Below are 19393 nucleotides of genomic sequence, written 5' to 3' on the forward strand. Positions count from 1 at the left end.
TCCGTTGGAGATTCCTTCGACTTTCTCTTCGCGAGGCTTCTGCAAAGTCTCGGAATGACGGATATATTTTCCGCCTTGTAGATTTTCGGCGTTAAGAAATTTAAGCGGGGATGGCAAGGGCACAAGCACTGTTTGACGAAGTTTTTGGTTTAGTTAACATTAAAAAATCAACGCCAATGTTAAAACCAAAAACTAAGGAGTTTGCCTGTGTGCGGGAGGCCTTAAATTTTAGCCGAAAAGATACACAGCGGTGGGGTTTTTCCTGACTAGCTCCGCTTCAGGACAGGTTCCTTACTTTTTTGACCTGTAGCAAAAAAGTAAAAATGATCATAATCAATTACTTGGTATATTAGAAACAGAAATGCTTTATTACATTGAACTGCTTGTAATAATTATATATTTAACGGAGAGTAAAGCGTTCATTTCTTTTCTCCTGGGTTACTGCGCATCATGGAGTCGCTTCACTTCAGGGCAGGCCACTGAGTTACTACGCTTCCTTTAGATTCGTTTCACTGCTTGGGACATGCAATGCAGCAAAAAAGTGACAGTTGTTTTAGTGAATGTCTTGGTGTAGTAAATACTGGTTTGTAATTTAACAATAATCACTTGGAAATTTCAAATCTTTAATAATTGTAAAGTACAAGAATTAATAGAACTGTCACTGGTTCAACGCTGTCTGGTGAGTTTGGCTTTCTAAAGTGATTTTATCCCTGAAAGCAGAGGTTTTCCGTTCATTTCTTTTCCCCTGACTTGCTACGCATCAGGACAGGCATTGATGAAAAGAAACGAACCAAAGAAAAATCTAGCCAAAACTAAACTTCCCCCCGCAAGGCCCAACGCCGCCTCGTAGTTTTGGCCCGGCCTCCCGCCCTCAGATTGGCGAGTGCGTTAAAAATCGCCCATCATTAATCAATTTCCGCCTTGTAGATTTTCGGCGTTAAGAAATTTAAGATGAGAAGGCAAGGGCACAGGGACTGTTTGACGAAGTTTTTGGTTTAGTAATTATTAAAAAGCAACGCCAATATTAACACCAAAAACTAAGGAGTTTGCCTGTGTGCGGGAGGACTTAAATTTTAGCCGAAAAGATACTCAGCGGTGGGGTTTTTTGCTTACTTTTTTGACCTATAGCAAAAAAGTAAAAATGGTCTTTTTAATTGAATGCTGTCATCATGATTGCTGCGTTTTTAAATGTTAATTCTAAGAATGATGTACCGTCATTGCGAACCCTTTTCTGGAGAGGTGTAGCGTAGGGAAAGGGTGTGGCAATCTCATTACGTTGGAGATTCCTTCGACTTTCTCCACTCGAGCCCCAGCAAAGTCTCGGAATGACGAATATATTATTTTCCGCCTTGTAGATTTTCGGCGTTAAGAAATTTAAGCGGGGATGGCAAGGGCACAGGGACTGTTTGACGAAGTTTTTGGTTTAGTTAACATTAAAAAGCAACGCCAATATTAACACCAAAAACTAAGGAGTTTGCCTGTGTGCGGGAGGACTTAAATTTTAGCCGAAAAGATACTCAGCGGTGGGTTTTTTTGCTTACTTTTTTGACCTATAGCAAAAAAGTAAAAATGATCTTTTTAATTGAACTCTGTCATCATGATTGCTGCGTTTTTAAAATGCTAATTCTAAGAATGATGTACCGTCACTGCGAACCCTTTTTGGAGAGTTGTTGTGTATGGAAAGGAATCAAACCTCATTCCGTTGGAGATTCCTTCGACTTTCTCTTCGCGAGGCTTCTGCAAAGTCTCGGAATGACGGATATATTTTCCGCCTTGTAGATTTTCGGCGTTAAGAAATTTAAGAAGTGATGGCAAGGGCACAGGCACTGTTTGACGAAGTTTTTTGGTTTAGTTAACATTAAAAAACAACGCCAATATTAACACCAAAAACGAGGAGTTTGCCTGTGTTCGGGAGGCCTTAAGTTTTAGTCGAAAAGATACTCAGCGGTGGGGTTTTCTCCTGACTAGCTCCGCTTCAGGACAGGTTCCTTACTTTATTGATCCCGATTCGTTTCACTGCTCGGGACATGCACTGCAGCAAAAAAGTAAAAAATGATCTTTTTAATTGAATGCTGTCATCATGAATGCTGCGTTTTTAAAATGTTAATTTTAAGAATGATGTACCGTCATTGCGAACCCTTTTCTGGAGAGGTGTAGCGTAGGGAAAGGGTGTGGCAATCTCATTACGTTGGAGATTCCTTCGACTTTCTCCACTCGAGCCCCAGCAAAGTCTCGGAATGACGAATATATTAACTTCCGCCTTGTAGATTTTCGGCGTTAAGAAATTTAAGAAGTGATGGCAAGGGCACAGGCACTGTTTGACGAAGTTTTTGGTTTAGTAATTATTAAAAAGTAAGGCCAATATTAACACCAAAAACGAGGAGTTTGCATGTGTGCGGGAGGCCTTAAATTTTAGTCGAAAAGATACTCAGCGGCGGGGTTTTCTCCTGACTTGCTACGCATCAGGACAGGTCACTGAGTGGCTCCGCTTCAGGACAGGTTCCTTACTTTTTTGACCACTGAATTGCTTCGCATCAGGGCAGGCCTACAGCAAAAAAGTAGATATGGTCTTTTTAATTGAATGCTGTCATCATGATTGCTGCGTTTTTAAAATGTTAATTCTTGGAATGATGTACCGTCACTGCGAACCATTTTTGGAGAGTTGTTGTGTATGGAAAGGAGTCAAACCTCATTCCGTTGGAGATTCCTTCGACTTTCTACACGCAAGCCCCAGCAAAGTCTCGGAATGACGGATTTAAAAGTCTCTGGTCAATCCAATATTTTGGAAGTAGCGGTTGGGCGGGGAATTGAGGGGATCAGGTTTTTGGGGATTTCTTGCGTGATTTTCTTTAGTTGCTTTAACTCAAAGCCAATTCTAAGTTGAAACCTGGAAGTTGAAAGGCCGCGATTCTCATTAAATAGGGGATCATAGGTCAGCAAAACTATGGATTGAAACTTTTTTCCCATTGGAATGGTTCGGCCAACCCCTAAACCTGATAACCAAATGGAACCATCAAAATTTTTGCTTTCAAAACCCGGTGCATAGGCCAAACTTATCCTGCTTCTGGCCAACTCCCCCTGAAGGAACCAATTCCCCAGACTAAAACGCAATCCTCCTTTTATTCCTTCTCCTGTACTTGTTGGCCCGATTTGATTTTTAAATTGCCGCTTGATATTTATTCCTGCAAAAGTATGCCACTGACTGCTAATACTGTACTTGATGCCCAGATCTACATATAACCCCTCAGCAAATGATGTCAAGGGATCGTACCAGAGGTATAAACCTGTACGTTCTAAGAATGGAGCATTTTTCAAATGATTAGCTTCCTTAAGGTTAAATTTTTCAATTGTTTTTTCCGCCTCCGCTACTTGGATATTCCCCAAAGAATCCATGCTTATTTTGCTATAGTCATTTCCGATGTTTTGCAAGTATTCATTTGAAATGCCCTTGGGTTTTTCTTTGACCAATGATTGGGCTTTGGTTAGGGTAAGTCTGGGACTTATTTTTTCACGAGCCATTTCTTTCACTGCTCCCTTACCATAATAATCCAAAATGCCTGTATCGGGAGATTTTATCTGCTCATTGAGGGTTCCCCCTAGTTTTTGTTTAAGCTCGGGCATTAGCTGTTCATTGAATATTGCTTTCAGGTTTTCCTCATTTTGCCCGATAATTTCTTCTATGGTAGCCATATCTTGGGCTTGTTCCAAGGCTGTTTTTGACTTTTCTACCTGACTTAAAAGGTAAGTACAGGTATGCTTTAAATTTTGACTTGAGGGGCTAGCTTCGGAGCTTAAGCTGAGAAGTATGGTTTTCTCCTGTTCGATGATTTTTAGGCCTCGATTCTTTAATTCACTTACCAGACTGTCTCTTTGGGTACTGTCTATTTTACTTGTCTTGAATTTTTGGATGTCCTGATTGAGGGAATCGTAAGCTTTTTGTAAGGAATGAATTTGTTGTATCTCTTCCTTAAAGAGTATTGGCTCACTTATCAATGAGCTTGTCGGAGATTGGTTGAGCAATCCAGAGGTAGGTACCGGAACAATTGGGACTTGGGCTGCGCTGGAAAAAACAAGCAGATAGGCAAAGAGCATAGATAGGCAAGTCTCTTTCATGGCAGGACTTATTATTGGGTCTCAAAACTGCATTGATCAAAAAAATAGCGCAACAAAAGATCAAAAAGGTAATGAATACCTCCATTGATGGAATGTTATCAACTAAAATACCAAAACGAATTGATATTTGCAAGTGATTGAAAATGAGTGTGGTATTTGTTTGTGGCCAATTGAGAAATTGTAGGGGATGGAATCAACTCTCTTTTCGATAGGCCGCCAATTCTTTGTAAACCCTTCTTCTTGCTCGATTGATACCGCCAACAGGTTCGTGATCCTTTAATCCCATCCAAGGAGAAAACTCCAGCGTTTCTCCCATTTCTATTCGGCCCTCACAGTCAAAAGATTGCTGGGGAATATGTAGAGTGGCAACGGGTATTAAGGGAGCCTTCCAGGCAATGGAAGTGTTTTCCAATGGCTGGTCTTGGTCATTTTTGTGAATTTGCACATTTAAGGTAAACCCATGAGGTCTGGTTTCACAGTCTTTTATTAATTGGGACTTTAAAAAATCATCTCCTTTCTCTTCATTGAGTGTATAACCCAAATTGGGTTCCAATGGGGTCAAAACAAATTTCACATACAAGCTAGGACCAAATTTAAAAGCTCCACCGGAAAAATAGGTTTGTGAGAGCAGGTTGTCGTGTTTTTTACTGTACTTGAAGGTCAGGTAAATACTTCTCCAATGCGAAGGATTGAAGGCAAACTTGACTTGTTCCCAGAGGCCGAACAATACAGCTTTTATGGCTTTTGCGTACAAAGAGATATTCCAGGCTGACAGAATTGGGCTGGTGGTCAATAAAAAATTTTGTGTGGGCACTCCCATGGGGTCCGGCTCAATTGTTTCTCCCTCAACCCCCATGACCTTGATGGCCAAGCCTCTTCCGGAGGCCGGTTTGTCTGATTTTATTTTAGGGGGAGCGTTTGAAAGCCTGATCCAAGCTTCATAGCTTCTTGCCTCTTTAAAGAGACCTTGTCTTAACTCTTCCGGTAAATCCTCGGCTATGCTTAAGGTACCTTTTAAAAGCCCATGCATTTTGGGGTGGAAATTTCTAAGTTTCTTACCATTCCGGTATTCCTTGTCCAGGTAATCCTTCATGGTCCGGATCAATTCTTGAATCTCTTTTTCCTCTTTGGTATATTGGTTTTCACTCATGGTTTGCGATATATTGTAGGGCTTTGATCCCCGGAAAAAAGAAATAGGCTCCACCTTTAATTAAGGTAAAATTGGGAAGATTGCTATACTTTTTCCTAATGGGGTAGTGGGGAACACTAAACTCATTGGTTTTGTATTGCCCGGTATCGTAGTGGTTTCCGATGATGGGGTCGGCATCATTTTCCAAACCTCCAAACTTGTGAAAGCTCACCCAGTTGTTCTGAACAAATTCAAATTGCCTTCTGATGTCTGTTACCATACAAATAAAATGCAGGCCTCGTTCCTGTTTATCTTCTGTGGAATCCATGATGTTTTGCGGGTCAAGTTCCGGAGTAACAGGGGGGCCGTATGGTCTGCCTTTTCGTAGCAATTGGTGTTTGGCAGCCATTTCGGAGGAATCTTTTTTACTTGTTTCAGTCACCAAGTGATCCCTGGGATTGGACCTTCTGATATGGGCACCCAATGGGCATTTTAGTCCGGCTTGGTCATCGTCCCAATAGCCAAATTCGTTGGACTCGGATAGCGCCGGATCAGGGGCCATGGGGCAGCGCGCCAGTGGAGAACCATCCGGCCACCTGCCCACCATTTTACTGGCCAGTTTGATGGCTTCTCCTTTCTCTCCGGTTTGCTCCTTCATGTATTTCCAGAAGCTATGGACATTTTGATGCATTTGCCTGAAGACCAAATAGCTGCCATTCTTACCCAAATCCTTTCTCTCCGGGTAATCCGGATGCACCGGCAACAGTCCTGTGGTATCCAACTCAAAAGGAACATAGGGAGCAGGAGCATATTCATCATAGAGGTTTTTATAGCCCATGATAAATTCTCCGGCAGGAAAGGTGAAAAGGTTTTCAGGAGGTGTTTCATTTAATAATTCCCGAATAACAGGTCTGGAAATATCGTCCCTAAACCCAAAGTGTTCCTTTTGATGTTGCAAAAGGCCTGTAGGAAGGGTATGGATTAATTCAATGCCACAGCGGTCTGTTTGTTCTTTTATTCGAAGCATGCTTTTATCCAACTGCTCCTGATCTTTGGCATAGACCATCAATAAAAAATGTATGCTGTCCTGGCCCCAATCCCAATTATCCGGGTCATTGTCTCCTATATCACCCAGTACAGCTCTCCGTTGTTCGGCTGTCATGCCTTCCTTAAATTCCCTGCAAAAGCTATTTAAAAGAGGAGCCGGTAATTGAAGAAAGGAAAGCCCTTCATAGGTAAAAGCGATGTGTATGGCCTCCTTTTCAGGTTTTTCTTCAGCATTAGTGATCAATGGGACTATCTCCTTTAAGAAATCACAGGAGGAAGTAGGGTCTGAGCAGGTGTAGAGTAAAAATCGTGCGCTTTTTAGGTTTCCATGACCACGAACCATTAGCCCCTGAATGTCTTTTTTTTCCAATGTCATAGGTTCAAATCGTTAATAGCCATTTTTTTATTGCTTCTTCATCCATTTCTTTAAACAGGCCTTCTCGGAAAGCCCTATTTCTTTTGAGGTTTTCTACACTTTCATACTGGTTTCGGCTGTACCAAAATTGAGTGATCTTTTGGTGGGCCCTGACCCCTTTCATGTATTCAGAGCGGTGGTTGTACTGTTTGTGAATCAACCAGCGGGTGGCGGGAAATCCAAAAGCATGACTAAAAATTACGGCCATGTTCTTTGTTCTCCTTTCACTGTCGACAAAGTCATGGGCATAAGCCTCAGAAAGGTTGTCGAAATTGGCGATAAAAACCAATCTTTTCCCTTTGTCTAGTTGCAACCAGCGGGCAGTATGGACGGTGGGGATATAGGTGAAGTAGGCCAGTAGACCCACCAATTTTAAACTTACAGCTAAGAAGGCCCGCCTGATCCAGCCTTTTTTCAAAGGAGCAATTACTGTCATTTCATTTATTACCGGATTGGTTTCCAAGGCAACGATCTTTCTTACTTCTTCATCTGACAGTTCTTTCCCCGGAATATGTGTTTTTTTTTCATTTTGCCGAAGCAGGACTAACATTCCCCCCATAAAAAGAAGAAACAATGGAAAAACCCAAGCCATTACTTTTACAAATAAGGCATCAACAAAAAAACTAAGGACAATACATACAATGGAGCATGCCATTACCAGGCCGAAAATGACAAGGGGAAGTAGCATCTGTATTTTGTTTTTTCGGGCATATGGAATACCGGCAACGGCCCAGCTGAGTTTGGGGTGATTCGCTATATAATACTCAATTTTCTTTTTTATTTTAGATGGTGGCAGTTGGGAAGCCTCGGGGTCTGTGTTCATTTGTTGGGCATATTCCCATACAGCAGCTTTAAGGTCTTTTTCCCTTTCCACATCTGCAGTGCTGATAAATTTAAAACCGCTATAAAAAGTGTTGGGCACAGATTTATCGTGCAGAAATGCTATCATTTCTGATTCCCCTGAATAGGTTATGGGAAACTCATCACTTTCGCCAAAAACCTGTTTTAACTTAGGCTCCAAAAATGCAACAAGCTCTTCAATATGTTGGTTTTTATCCCCAACATAGCTTGTCATTAGAATAATCCTGGCGGGAAGTTGTTCCTGTTCCTCGTAAACTTGTGGGGGCAAGGTTAACCAGCTGATAAAAAAGGTGCCGGGCAATGCCTTCTCAAATTGTTCCCTGTTGGTCTTTAGCTCATTTCGAAACTGAAACAATTGGGCATTGACATCTGTCAATTTATCTTCATGTAGCGTAACGGTAACTGTAAGCCCTTTATGGATTGTTGACATAAACCTTATCATATTTGATACAATATAAAAAAATTTTATTTCTTTTTAATAAAGAAATGCCATAAAAAAATAAGGTTTTATTTGAATTTTATAGAAAAAAGAGGACGGTTCAATTTTGTATTGGAGGAATGCGATTGGGGTTGAAGTATGCTGCAAAATCCTTTGATTTTTTTAAAGGTTGCTACACTTTTTTGCCAAGGAATATACCCTTAATAAATTAGGTTAGTGAAGTGGTTTTTAGCCTTTGAAAACCATTATTCGCTCAAGAAGGAGGGAAGGGTTTCATGTTTTTTGACCATTATTTAGCCTCTAAAATAAGGGAAAAATCACACTTTTTAATTGGGTTCAAATTGTTGAATATCAAATTGATGGGCTTGGTAATTAAAATTTTGAGCGCCTTACTAAAGGCCAAAGCCAATGGCTGTGTATTGTTTCATAAGGAAAGAGGGGGCCAATATAAAGGCTTGGGAAGATGGATAGAATAATACCAACCTATTTTATTTATTAATTTTTTGTTTTCACTTTATACACTACAAAAATTCAAAAAAAATGAGTTTATTTATATTTTCACGATAATAATAAGTAAAACCCAAAATGAAACATACTTTATATTTTCTTTCGCTCTTGTTATTTTTTGGATGTGGAAAGCCCGAAGAAGAATTACCTCTCCCCAATATATTATGGATCACAAGTGAAGACAACAGTCCCTTCGCCGGATGCTATGGAGATGAATTTGCTACCACGCCCAATATGGATGCCTTGGCAGCTGAGGGTTTTCTTTATACCCATGCCTATGCCAATGTCCCCGTTTGTGCCCCTGCCAGGAACACAATATTGACCGGTATTTATGCCATTTCGGGAGGGAATCAGCACATGAGGAGTTATTATGACAAGTCTGATGTGGTAAAGTTTTACCCGCAAATGTTGCGGGAAGCAGGTTACTATACCAGCAATAATTCCAAAGAAGATTACAATATTAATCCGGAGCAAAACGTCAATATTTGGGACGACTCCAGTAAGAAGGCACATTATAAAAACAGGCCGGAAGGAAAGCCTTTTTTCGCGGTATTTAATTCCACCATTTCCCATGAGAGCTCCATCCATAAGTCGATTCCCAATGAGGAACTAAGGCACAGTCCTGAGGAGGTTCCTTTGCCACCTTACCATCCGGATACCCCGGAAATGCGACATGACTGGGCGCAATATTATGATAAGGTGGAGGACATGGATCAAAAAATCGGCGAAATTCTTCAAGAATTGGAAGAAAGTGGAGAAGCGGAGAATACCATTGTTTTTTATTATGGGGACCATGGGGGCGTACTGGCCAGAAGCAAACGTTATGTGTATGAAACCGGAACCCGGGTGCCTTTTATTGTGAGAATACCTGAAAAATACAAGCATTTGTTTCCTGCCGAAAAACCGGGCGATAAAGTAGACCGAATGATTAGTTTTGTGGATTTATTCCCTACACTGCTAAGCATTATCGGCACAGATATCCCTGATTACCTGCAGGGAAAAGCCTTTTTGGGAGAGAAGAAAACGCCGGATCCGGAATATGTATTTATGTTTCGCGGAAGAATGGATGAACGCTATGACATGAGCAGGGCAGTGCGTGACCAAAAATTCAGGTATATCCGGAATTACATTCCTTACAGGGTGTATGGGCAGTACCTAGAATATTTATTCAGGGCACCATCGATTAGGTCTTGGCAAGCAGCTTTTAAAGCGGGAGAATTAAACCCCATCCAATCGGCCTTTTGGAATACCAAGCCAGCGGAAGAACTGTATGACACAGAAAATGATCCATGGGAAGTAAATAACCTGGCGAATGATCCTGAATACCGTGATGTTTTGGAGCGGATGCGTGGAGCGGCCAAAGATTGGATGTTGGAAATTAAGGATACCGGTTTTATCCCCGAAGCAGCGCTCATCGACAGAACAGAAGGCACCACGGCCTATGATTATATGCGCAACTCCGATATCAATTTGGAGCAATTGATAGAAGCAGCCAATTTGGCCTCAACGGCCAAAGAAGAAGACCTTTCACAATTGATGGACTTGCTGAACTCTGAGGAAGCAGCGGAGCGGTATTGGGGAGCTACCGGATTATTGATATTGGGCGAAAAGGCCAGACCTGCTCTAGGAGCGCTGGAGGAAGCCTTAAATGATCCCTCTCCCAATGTTAAATCCGTGGCGGCTGAGGCATTGTATGGCTTGGGTGCCAAAGAAAAAGCCAGGCAAGCACTGGCGGAGGTATTGATGACACCCAATTCCTTTGCCAGAACCCATGCACTTAACGTAATAGACAGCATAGAAGACCAATCTAAAACCAGCCTAGATGCAGTTGTTGCCATGGTAGAAAATGCCGGTGAATTGGACCGCAGCCAATATGACCTTAGGGCTGCCAGGGGCTTGCTGGAGAAGTGGAAAATCAACCCTTCAGATTATGGTTTTGATATGGACTGGTAAGAAAAACATAAATATTAATCCTTCGAAATTTAAAGGAGATATTCTAAAAATAAAAGGTAATAAAATTACACCAATTCAACCACATGCGGATATATTGTGTAATAAAATTGCGCATATAAACAAGTTGGGCGTCATGCAAAAGGACAGTACAACATATCAAACTTTGAAACAGAAAAATGACTTCTACGACCACCAGTAAAAAAGAACTTGTTGATTTCCTTTGGGAATGGGCTGAAAATCATGGGGAGTGGAGTAAACTTCTTGTTGACAAGGTCGTAACTACGGAAAGTTCCCTTTCGCCCTCTGACAGAGCAACAATTTTCAATTATTTTCTACAGAATATCAAACTACATACAGGCTTGCCCAGCTTGACGACTGCTAAGCCTACATATACACCGACAGGTAAAAGGATTGAATTAACTTCTCTTTCCGACATCACGGGTGTCAACAGGCTTGCAAAAAATCAGACATTAGATTTTGCACCCAATATCTCAATCATTTATGGAGAAAACGGAACGGGAAAAACAGGCTATGGACGGGTTTTAAAATCCCTTGGGTTTAGCTATGATAGCAACAACTCTATTTTTTCTAACGTCTTTGGAAGTTCGGAACCGAAGTCCGCATTAATCAACTTTGAAGCAAATGGAGTTGCAGACACATTTACTTGGGATGGGACGAATAGAAATCAAGAATTAGAGAGTATTTCAGTCTTTAATAACAATTGCGTTCAAATTTCTCTTTCCGACAGACAACTCATTGTTTCCCCAATCGGTTTTCATCTTTTCAACATTATTTCGGGTGAGTTAAAAGAGCTAGAAAGGCTCTTGCAGACAAAAATTGCAAGTCATCCTACTGCATTAGTGTGGGCTGAAACTTTGCGTGAAGGAACGCCACAACAGATATTCATCAATGGCTTAAAAGGCACCTCTTCAGAGGAAAAGCTAACTGAATTATCTTCCTTCTCATCGGAACAAGAGAAAGAATTAAAAGACAAAGAAACAGAACTTAACAACCTCAATAGACAACTACTGCAAAATGAAATACAAAACTTAGCTGCACAGGAAACCGAGATAAACTCACTTGTTACCAAAATTCAAACCGCTCAAGCTCTATTATCCTCAAACAATTGGGGCAAGCTAATCAAGATAAATGGAGAGCTTGCCGAATTGCAAAAGCAAGCTAAGAAAGGCATTAAAGAAATAGCGGAGAGCAATGGAATTGAATTCTATGAAACACGTGAATTTCAGTTATTCATTCAATCTGCAGAAAACTATATTAAAATTCTCAACAAGCCTGAATACCCAAATCAAGAAGATCTTTGCGTGTATTGCAAGCAACCACTTGAAAAATCCGCTGAGGAATTATTGAGAAGCTACAGAAAACTGCTCAATGACAAGACTCAAGAAAGCATTAAACAATTAAAACAACAAAAAGAACAGCTGATAAACCAAATATCACAGGTTGACACCAATTTATTATTGCATCAATCTTCGTTCGGTTTGGATAATGACGAGAGGCCAATTCAGCCAAAAGAAATAACTGATTACAACAAAGAATTGGGCATGTTAAAGACAACTTTTGTTTCTGATAGAATAGTCGAAGGCTCAACGTTTGATTTCGATTATAACAAACTATTAGAATTTCTCAAAAACAAAAGCAAAGCAATTAAAACCAAACTTGTTCAGAAAAAGGAAGTGTTGTCCAATCTCGCGGCTAAAGAGAATGAGCTTAAAAAGAAAATTGATGAATTGAAGGACCGCAAGCTTCTATCATCGAAGCAAGCTGAAGTAAAATCGGCTATTGCAAATCATAAGATTGTATCCGTATTAAATTCAAATTATAACAACTTTAATACTAATTCCATCAGCCGTAAAACAACAGAAGCAAGAGAGGCATTAGTAAAGCAAAACTTCAATGACATATTTCAGGGAGAACTGAAAGCACTCAGAAAATCTAACATTAAAATAGAGCTGAATTTTGTGACTGACAGAGGAAAATCGAGGGTTTCACAGAAGATAGAAAATCATGTATTGACAGACATTTTAAGTGAAGGTGAGCAAAAAGCTATTGCTTTGGCAGAGTTTCTCACTGAACTGCAACTTGACAACATAGAAGCGCCAGTAATTTTTGATGACCCAGTAAACAGCCTTGACCATCGAATTATTGATGAAGTTGCAAAAAGGTTAATCGAGTTATCTAAGCAAAGACAGGTTATCGTCTTTACTCATAGCATTTTGCTTCTCAATAGCTTCATTCAACAATCAGAGTTAGATACAAACAAACAGGCAGGGGTTGCATTTGCTTTTCGCAGTGTATCAAGTAGTTTCGGAGAAACGGGTATAATTGACGATGTTGAAGAAATTAACTCGTACACTTATTACACTAAGAAACTAAACCTTCTTTTGGGAACAAAACCGAATGGGCAGAGTGAGGAGGAAGTTGCTCGTAAAGGTTATGGGCATTTACGTTCCGCTATTGAAGTAGCAGTTGAAGAGAATCTACTCAAAAAGACAGTAAAAAGATATGCGAAAGGTGTTGCTTTTCCTTCTTTATTGCGAATTGACGGTGATAAAATTGATAAGCATAAAGGAAAATTAAACGACATTTACGAGAAGTGTTGCGTATCCATTGACGGACACAGCAGTCCAAGAGTAATACACACAACACCAACAATTGACGAGTTGAAAATTGATTATGACGAGTTCAAGAAATTGAGAAAAGAATTTATATAAAAAAATAAAAGCACGAACGCCCAACATTGGGTATAAAACATAGGGCGGACAGTGGTTTCCGCAAGTTTCAGGCATTTATCAAGCTTTGTTTCGGGCGGACAGTTAAGTGCTTCGAAATGCCCTACGTTTCATACCCGAAACCGCCGCCGTTACCTGCAAGCTGAGAAAATGAAAACACATAACCTCATAAGTATTTTAATATTATCAATATTTCTTTCGAGTTGTGGAATGAATTCAATCGAAGGAATGAAAAATAATATTGACGAAAAATCAAATGAAATAGCTGACTTAAAAAACTACTTCAGTGATATAGTGCCAGAAAATTTTACTGTAAGAATTCAGTATAATTCCTCTGATAATATCGACTTATTTGTTTATGGACCAATTGGGGATTCGGTTAAAAGAGAACAACTATTCGGACAATGGGATATCGACATAGATAATTATATAGAAACGCCGCAAACCAAATATAAAAAGAAATATCGTGGTAATACAAAGTCATTAGAATTAGTTAAAAATAAGCTGAATTGGAATCGAGAAATATTTAGTAATCTATATGATAAATTGGAGAAAGCTAATTGCATCGGGATTAGAAGTAGAAATCCAGTCGAAATTGAATACGGATTTAGCGGTATGGCACTATTGAGTTTTTCAGTATTTGATAAGAATTTAACTGCTGAACAACAAGAAGAATACTCAGATGACTGTATGAGTATGTTTTATAAAGAAAATATAGTTTTAAATTATGGAAGTGGAGCGACAGGAAGTCTATGCACCCCAGAATTTAAAAGAAAAAATAAAGCCAGCAGGTAATAACTAAGCATTCTGACGGCTGGAACAGCCTAGTCTGAATGCAGTGTTGAACCCTGAGAAAGTTTCAGGGTAATCTTCAATGAAACATTGAAGTGATGTTGGGAATTAGGATTACTATGGGGAATGGTTTTCCCTGTTTTATTTTTCAATGGTTGGAGGAAGAAAAAGTTAGGTAGTTATAGGTTTTTCCTTTACGTTGTTTTGTTTTTTTTAGTAGGCTAAAGTCACTTTTATGATGTTTTTAGCGTAATTATTAGGTGGTTTTTCCCTTTTGGACATACCTGTCCCATTAAGCGTATCCGCACCACCAACTACATGTCAAGGTTTAATTTAAAGTTCTGTGGGTATAGGTCTCTGACGTTTTTGTGATTTATCTCTGTGATTTTTTCAAGAGTATACTTTAGCCATTCATATGGGTTGACTTCGTTCTTTTTGCATATGGCAAAGAAGGAATAGATCATAGCTGCCCTCTGTGCTGAAGCATGGGATCCTGCAAAGAGGTAATTTTTTCGGCCCAGGGCTACTGGACTGATAGCATTCTCTATCAGGTTATTATCTATTTCCAAGCTTCCGTCAAGCAAGTAATTGGAAAGTTCTGCCCACCTGGAAAAATCTTTTTTTTTAATCAGGGATTGATGATTTAAGTTGAAAATGTAGGTCAACTTCATTTGTCGTTAGTATTGCCACAAGCGGGAACAGAAAGGTTTGTCCTTACTAGGTAAAATTAAACTTAAAAAACACTAGGGACCTAGCTATTTGAATAGGGATTATTAGTCTTTAAATTGATTTCTTCCTAAATTAGATACCATATTGTTATCTTAATTAAAACCTTAAATAAATAAGTTTATATAGAAATATGAAAATTTTAGTAATTGGTGGTTTTAACGATAATAATCTTGAATCAAAGGAAAAGGCCTTAAATTTTGTTGAAAAACTAAGTGAGCAAATAGTGATTAATGGCCATACTTTATTAAATGCTTGCAGAACAGAATTCGACGCAGTACTTGCGCGAAATGCAGCTGAAAGGTTAGTAAAAAATAATGTTGATCCAAAGGATAAAATTTTAGGATATATTATCGACGGTGAGGAACCTTCACATAATTCTGGTAAAATTCGAAATTCTGAACTTAGAGATTGGAACCTAAGTTCCCCCAACTTGAGAATTCCTGAACCAATAGAGAATGCCGATGTTGTAATTGCAGTTTGTGGTTTTAATGGAACTCAAACAGCAGCAAATTGGGCAAGAATAGCTAATAAGCCACTTCTTCCTTTAGTTAAATTTGGAGGTGCAGCAAAAGCTATTTATAAAGAAGAACGAAAAAAGTATGAGAATTTAGGCGGTAATAACATTACATTAGATGATTTTGAAGATTTGGCTGAAGCTACTATCTCTGATGAAGAATTAGCTCTTTCTGTAATAAATCTGGCTGAAAGAATAAATGTTTCTAATAATGTATTTGTTGTAATGTCATTTAATACCGACCCCTCCCTTATTGATGCTTATCAGTCATTTAAGGATGTATGTTCTCAATTTAATCCGCCATATAATTGCATGAGAATGGATGAAATTACTGATACAAAAAGAATTACGCCTACCATGTTTTCAAGTATTAAAAATAGTGCATTTGTAATAGTTGAACTTTCGATGGAGAGGCCTAATATTTATTATGAGATGGGTTTTGCTGATGCTTTAGATAAGCCACTGATTGCATTGGCAAAAGAAGGTACTAAAATTCACTTTGATGCTAAGGACGTTCCAATTATTTTTTGGAATTCTCAAACTCAACTTAAAAAGGATTTACACGCAAGAATTCAAGAAATTGCTTCAAAACAGGGAAGATAAACCAAGCATTCCTACTTATGGACTTACACCATCCTTCGTCTTTTCAGTAAGCTCAAGGACGACAGTAATAGTGACCCAAATCAGAGGTCATTCTAAGTTTCCACCTTTTGCATGGAATTACCTTTATGTGAAGAGAAATGTGATTCCGGAGTCATATAGGGGCGTGGTTATATATGGAATATTTATCAATTTGGGATAGATTCATCTGAAAAGCAAATAAAGAACTCTATCGGTAAGCCGTATGAGGGAAAACTTCATGTACGGTTTGATGAAGGGGGCGCTGATAGTTTACTGCTTATTATTATCTTTATAGGTAATTAAATAGGGTAGGCTATCAGACTCTACTCTACTGCATAAATTAGAAGACTGCAAATGGCAGATATAAATAGAAGAGAGAAATTGAAGCTAGAAAAGCTATTTGATATGGGTGGAGGCTATGTTTTTGACTTTTCAAATAGAACTTTTAGTGACTTTATTTTTGAGACACTTGATAAAGATTTGTATTCTGATAAGTATTCAGACAATGGAGATTCAAAAGCTAATAGGCTTAGAACAATATGGCAAAAAGAAAATAACTATTCGGTCGGAAAATTAACATTAGAAATGTTGGAGCATTGGAGAGACCAAAAAACAATGTCGTATAGTGATATTTCCCAACCTGAGCAAAATTTGTATGAAGAGTGCGAAAAGATTGCAAATAGATTATTAGAAGGTAAAATTATAGAAGAGATTGAAGTAATTCAAGGAAAAGAAGATGATAAGGATTTCAGCTTATTAGCAAAATCAATAAGAGAAAGCATAGAAAAAAATGAGCCAGAAGCAGCACTTGATAGACTTCATACTTATGTAACGAAGTTTATTCGCCAGTTATGTGAAAATCATGAAATAGAAATAAAAAAGGATGAATCATTAAATGCTCTATTTGGTAAATATGTAAAGTTTATTGTTGCAAGTGAAAAAATAGAATCCCAAATGACTGAAAGAATTTTGAAATATTCTATTCATGTTATTGAGGCGTTCAATGATGTTAGAAATAACAGGAGTTTTGCTCATGATAATCCTATATTGAATTACTCAGAAAGTGTTTTGATATTTAATAACGTGACAAATTCAATTAAATTTATTGAGTCTATTGAGAAAACAATTGAACAGGAAATTAAAGAAGAAGAAAAGGAGTCGGTTAATTGGGAGGATTTACCATTTTGACATAAGCAGTAAATGAAAAAGCATGAAGTAATTTTTGAAAAAGTAAAGATTCTTTTAAATAAACACTTTCCTGACCAGATTGAAGAAAACGAGAACGGAATGTATTTATCGTTAAAGGATACAGGACTATGGATTTCATCTGACTCTAAAGAATTAACCGTTGGTTATGGAATGACTCATGTACATTGTGACCCAGAATATGAAGACCTAAATGAAACTGTAGAACTCTTCTTTAATCTAATGACCTGTAAGAGACAGATAACCAAGTATTATAAAGGGAAATTTTCATATAAACATCGGGTAGACTTAATACTTGCTAACAACGAAGTTTACAATTTAGGTACAGCAATGACTTGGTTATTTCCCTACTGGAAAAAGACTACTACGAAAGTAGAGATTGAAGATGAAATAATCCAACTAAATAAGGTTGAATATGACCTGAATGAGATAAAAACTATGCACAACAATTAAGCTACAATGATGCGAAGTAAGGCTTCGGTTCATTGTAGTCCTGAGCAGTCAGGATTAGGACTCAAGCTCCGGTAGCTACCTTCTATGGGGATTGGATTGGTTTTGGTGGGTAATTCAGGGAATTAGGTGGCAGTAAAATTATTAAAAAGTAGACGAATTGATTGTTTAGTAGCATTTTTAAGTCCTCGCTTCATTGATTTTTGAGGTCTTATAAAACCTAAGACATAGGTGTTCCAGGGCTTCCAGTAAAGTCTTTTTGATAGCGTGTGATTATTTGCGAGGTTATCATTTTTAAGTTGGTGTAAGGGTGGTGGTCCTCGCTCTGGGGCGATTGGCTTGGTTGTAATAAGCGTTTGGTTTCCACAGAAGTGGCATCTTTCAGGATTGTAATTGAGTTTTTCCTTGGCGGTCTGAAATTAAGAGTAGGATAGGAATCTATTCTAGGTAGATTTAAGTGAAAAGTAAATAAAGAAGGCTATCGGTAAGCCGTATGAGGGAAAACTTTATAGCTTGTCCTGTAATTAACAGAATTCGGTTTGATGAAGGGGGCGCTGATAGTTTACTTGTTATTAGTATCTTTAGGTATTAAAAAAGTAGACTTTTAGGGGGTAATTTACGCAGTATTTAAGAAAATTGAATCCAGAACATTTAGAAATATGAAAACTAAATATAATAATTAGGATAATGCAAAAACTACCCAAAAAATTTGAAGCAGAGGTCTTTGCAGCAGCGCCTTGGTCCGATAGCTATTGCTATGCAAGCGAAAATAGAACTAAATTACACTTTTATTTAAAAAGTCGAATCTTACGTAAGAAACTATTGGAATCAGAAGAAAACTCTGAATCCAATTTGGTTATTCCAATAGTTTTGTTAAAAAAATATTTATTGATTTTTAATATCTATGTTGCATATGATAAAAATGGTAATAAAATTGGTAAATTTAGTGAGCCTGCTGGTGGAGGACCTCCTGGTGATTTTTATAATGATATAAGGAAGGCATACAAAATGATTTAGATAAAGTAAATATGGCTTGGGAAAAATGTGAAAATTGTAATGGAATAGGTTCTAATTATAATTATTCAACAAATCAATCTGATATCTGTGTTGGCTGTGGCGGGACTGGGAAAATACCAGTTGCAGACACTAGAGGAAATGGTGGAGGCACATTAAGCGGAGGTAGAGGAGGGAATAGTGGAGGTACAACAGGCGGAGGTGGTGGAAACGTCGGTAATCCACAGCAAAATGCGAGATACATTTTAGCTACTATAGCTTTCTTTGGTGGAGGATATTATGTGTTAACACATCTTAGTGAAAATTTAGTAATAGTTGGAATTATAGCATTAATTTTGTCATTTATAGCATATAAATGGTATAAAGCAATAATTATCATTGCTGCAATAGTTGGAGTTTACTACTTCATTATGAATGATATATAATTAATCTAAAAAGAGTTAACGACGCTCTACAATAACTAAGCATTCTGTCGGTTGGAACCCTTCGCCACTCTTCGGCACCCTTCGACTCCGCTCAGGGGCCGTGCTCAGCCCCCCCCTAGGTGTAGTTTATGCCTTCGTGAGCTGGGTGTAGGTTTGCAAAACACCCTTCTATCCTTTCCAATTTGCAATTGGAAATGGACGGAATTACCAATGATCCACGGTTATCAAACCTTCTAATCCAGCATAATTTCATCTGTTTATAATTGTTTTTTAATGGTCAGAACTTGCCCCGATTTATCGGGGTGGAATCTCGCATAGCTGATGATGGTCGTGTACTGAAATAGGTTGACACAATTTAATTAAAAATTGTAAACCTATAATCGGACAAAATGAGTGAATTACAAAAGTTCTCCGAAGATGCAAGGAGA

General features: G+C 38.5%; 13 protein-coding genes and 1 pseudogene. 9 read left to right on the forward strand and 5 right to left on the reverse strand.

Going from position 1 to position 19393, the window contains the following annotated elements; translation table 11 throughout:
• Nucleotides 1–2769: 2769 nt before the first annotated feature.
• From ACYVHJ_RS17220 to ACYVHJ_RS17235, 4 genes are all read right to left on the reverse strand, one after another.
• The gene (locus tag ACYVHJ_RS17220) at nucleotides 2770–4113 is read right to left on the reverse strand and encodes a hypothetical protein (protein WP_460517204.1); all 1344 of its coding nucleotides are present in this window, start codon (nucleotides 4111–4113) and stop codon (nucleotides 2770–2772) included.
• A gap of 193 nt (nucleotides 4114–4306) precedes the next feature.
• Entirely contained in the window at nucleotides 4307–5263 is a 957-nt protein-coding gene (locus ACYVHJ_RS17225) for a catalase family protein (RefSeq protein WP_460517207.1), read from the reverse strand.
• A complete protein-coding gene (locus ACYVHJ_RS17230; protein WP_460517210.1) occupies nucleotides 5256–6665 on the reverse strand; it encodes a Dyp-type peroxidase in 1410 nt (469 codons plus the stop codon). Before ACYVHJ_RS17230 ends, ACYVHJ_RS17225 begins: the two co-directional genes overlap by 8 nt.
• 4 nt (nucleotides 6666–6669) lie before the next feature.
• A complete protein-coding gene (locus tag ACYVHJ_RS17235; RefSeq protein ID WP_460517213.1) occupies nucleotides 6670–7995 on the reverse strand; it encodes a peroxidase in 1326 nt (441 codons plus the stop codon).
• A gap of 350 nt (nucleotides 7996–8345) precedes the next feature.
• Between ACYVHJ_RS17235 and ACYVHJ_RS17240 the strand changes: the two genes are divergently transcribed.
• The 4 genes from ACYVHJ_RS17240 to ACYVHJ_RS17255 all read left to right on the forward strand — a co-directional run bounded on the left by ACYVHJ_RS17240 (nucleotide 8346) and on the right by ACYVHJ_RS17255 (nucleotide 14009).
• The gene (locus tag ACYVHJ_RS17240) at nucleotides 8346–8480 is read left to right on the forward strand and encodes a hypothetical protein (RefSeq protein WP_460517216.1); all 135 of its coding nucleotides are present in this window, start codon (nucleotides 8346–8348) and stop codon (nucleotides 8478–8480) included.
• Nucleotides 8481–8589: 109 nt separating this feature from the next.
• Nucleotides 8590–10464: a sulfatase-like hydrolase/transferase gene (locus tag ACYVHJ_RS17245; RefSeq protein WP_460517219.1), complete on the forward strand. Its 1875-nt coding sequence runs from the start codon at nucleotides 8590–8592 to the stop codon at nucleotides 10462–10464.
• Between the two features lie 176 nt (nucleotides 10465–10640).
• Nucleotides 10641–13196, forward strand: a complete 2556-nt coding sequence (locus ACYVHJ_RS17250; RefSeq protein WP_460517222.1) for an AAA family ATPase — start codon at nucleotides 10641–10643, stop codon at nucleotides 13194–13196.
• Nucleotides 13197–13364: 168 nt separating this feature from the next.
• Nucleotides 13365–14009, forward strand: coding sequence for a hypothetical protein (locus ACYVHJ_RS17255; protein ID WP_460517225.1), 645 nt, complete (start codon nucleotides 13365–13367; stop codon nucleotides 14007–14009).
• Between the two features lie 311 nt (nucleotides 14010–14320).
• Here the strand turns inward: ACYVHJ_RS17255 and ACYVHJ_RS17260 are convergent.
• Nucleotides 14321–14617 (reverse strand): annotated as a pseudogene (locus tag ACYVHJ_RS17260) (IS66 family transposase); the annotation flags it as partial.
• Between the two features lie 248 nt (nucleotides 14618–14865).
• Here ACYVHJ_RS17260 and ACYVHJ_RS17265 point away from each other — a divergent pair.
• From ACYVHJ_RS17265 to ACYVHJ_RS17285, 5 genes are all read left to right on the forward strand, one after another.
• Complete coding sequence (locus tag ACYVHJ_RS17265) at nucleotides 14866–15852, forward strand: hypothetical protein (protein WP_460517227.1); 987 nt, start codon at nucleotides 14866–14868, stop codon at nucleotides 15850–15852.
• Nucleotides 15853–16224: 372 nt separating this feature from the next.
• Nucleotides 16225–17058, forward strand: a complete 834-nt coding sequence (locus ACYVHJ_RS17270) for an abortive infection family protein (RefSeq protein WP_460517230.1) — start codon at nucleotides 16225–16227, stop codon at nucleotides 17056–17058.
• Nucleotides 17059–17070: 12 nt separating this feature from the next.
• Nucleotides 17071–17529 (forward strand): hypothetical protein, encoded by a 459-nt coding sequence (locus ACYVHJ_RS17275; RefSeq protein ID WP_460517232.1) that lies wholly within the window; start codon nucleotides 17071–17073, stop codon nucleotides 17527–17529.
• A gap of 684 nt (nucleotides 17530–18213) precedes the next feature.
• Nucleotides 18214–18543, forward strand: coding sequence for a hypothetical protein (locus ACYVHJ_RS17280; protein WP_460517235.1), 330 nt, complete (start codon nucleotides 18214–18216; stop codon nucleotides 18541–18543).
• Between the two features lie 11 nt (nucleotides 18544–18554).
• Nucleotides 18555–18965, forward strand: coding sequence for a hypothetical protein (locus tag ACYVHJ_RS17285; RefSeq protein ID WP_460517238.1), 411 nt, complete (start codon nucleotides 18555–18557; stop codon nucleotides 18963–18965).
• Nucleotides 18966–19393: the final 428 nt, after the last annotated feature.

The organism is Cyclobacterium sediminis, from assembly GCF_054781075.1.

What these genes read in the sequence shown, in the direction of transcription:
- ACYVHJ_RS17220 (WP_460517204.1), bottom strand. Translation starts at nt 4,113, where the DNA reads ATGAAAGAGACTTGCCTATCTATGCTCTTTGCCTATCTGCTTGTTTTT.
- ACYVHJ_RS17225 (WP_460517207.1), bottom strand. Translation starts at nt 5,263, where the DNA reads ATGAGTGAAAACCAATATACCAAAGAGGAAAAAGAGATTCAAGAATTG.
- ACYVHJ_RS17230 (WP_460517210.1), bottom strand. Translation starts at nt 6,665, where the DNA reads ATGACATTGGAAAAAAAAGACATTCAGGGGCTAATGGTTCGTGGTCAT.
- ACYVHJ_RS17235 (WP_460517213.1), bottom strand. Translation starts at nt 7,995, where the DNA reads ATGTCAACAATCCATAAAGGGCTTACAGTTACCGTTACGCTACATGAA.
- ACYVHJ_RS17245 (WP_460517219.1), top strand. Translation starts at nt 8,590, where the DNA reads ATGAAACATACTTTATATTTTCTTTCGCTCTTGTTATTTTTTGGATGT.
- ACYVHJ_RS17250 (WP_460517222.1), top strand. Translation starts at nt 10,641, where the DNA reads ATGACTTCTACGACCACCAGTAAAAAAGAACTTGTTGATTTCCTTTGG.
- ACYVHJ_RS17255 (WP_460517225.1), top strand. Translation starts at nt 13,365, where the DNA reads ATGAAAACACATAACCTCATAAGTATTTTAATATTATCAATATTTCTT.
- ACYVHJ_RS17265 (WP_460517227.1), top strand. Translation starts at nt 14,866, where the DNA reads ATGAAAATTTTAGTAATTGGTGGTTTTAACGATAATAATCTTGAATCA.
- ACYVHJ_RS17270 (WP_460517230.1), top strand. Translation starts at nt 16,225, where the DNA reads ATGGCAGATATAAATAGAAGAGAGAAATTGAAGCTAGAAAAGCTATTT.
- ACYVHJ_RS17275 (WP_460517232.1), top strand. Translation starts at nt 17,071, where the DNA reads ATGAAAAAGCATGAAGTAATTTTTGAAAAAGTAAAGATTCTTTTAAAT.
- ACYVHJ_RS17280 (WP_460517235.1), top strand. Translation starts at nt 18,214, where the DNA reads ATGCAAAAACTACCCAAAAAATTTGAAGCAGAGGTCTTTGCAGCAGCG.
- ACYVHJ_RS17285 (WP_460517238.1), top strand. Translation starts at nt 18,555, where the DNA reads ATGGCTTGGGAAAAATGTGAAAATTGTAATGGAATAGGTTCTAATTAT.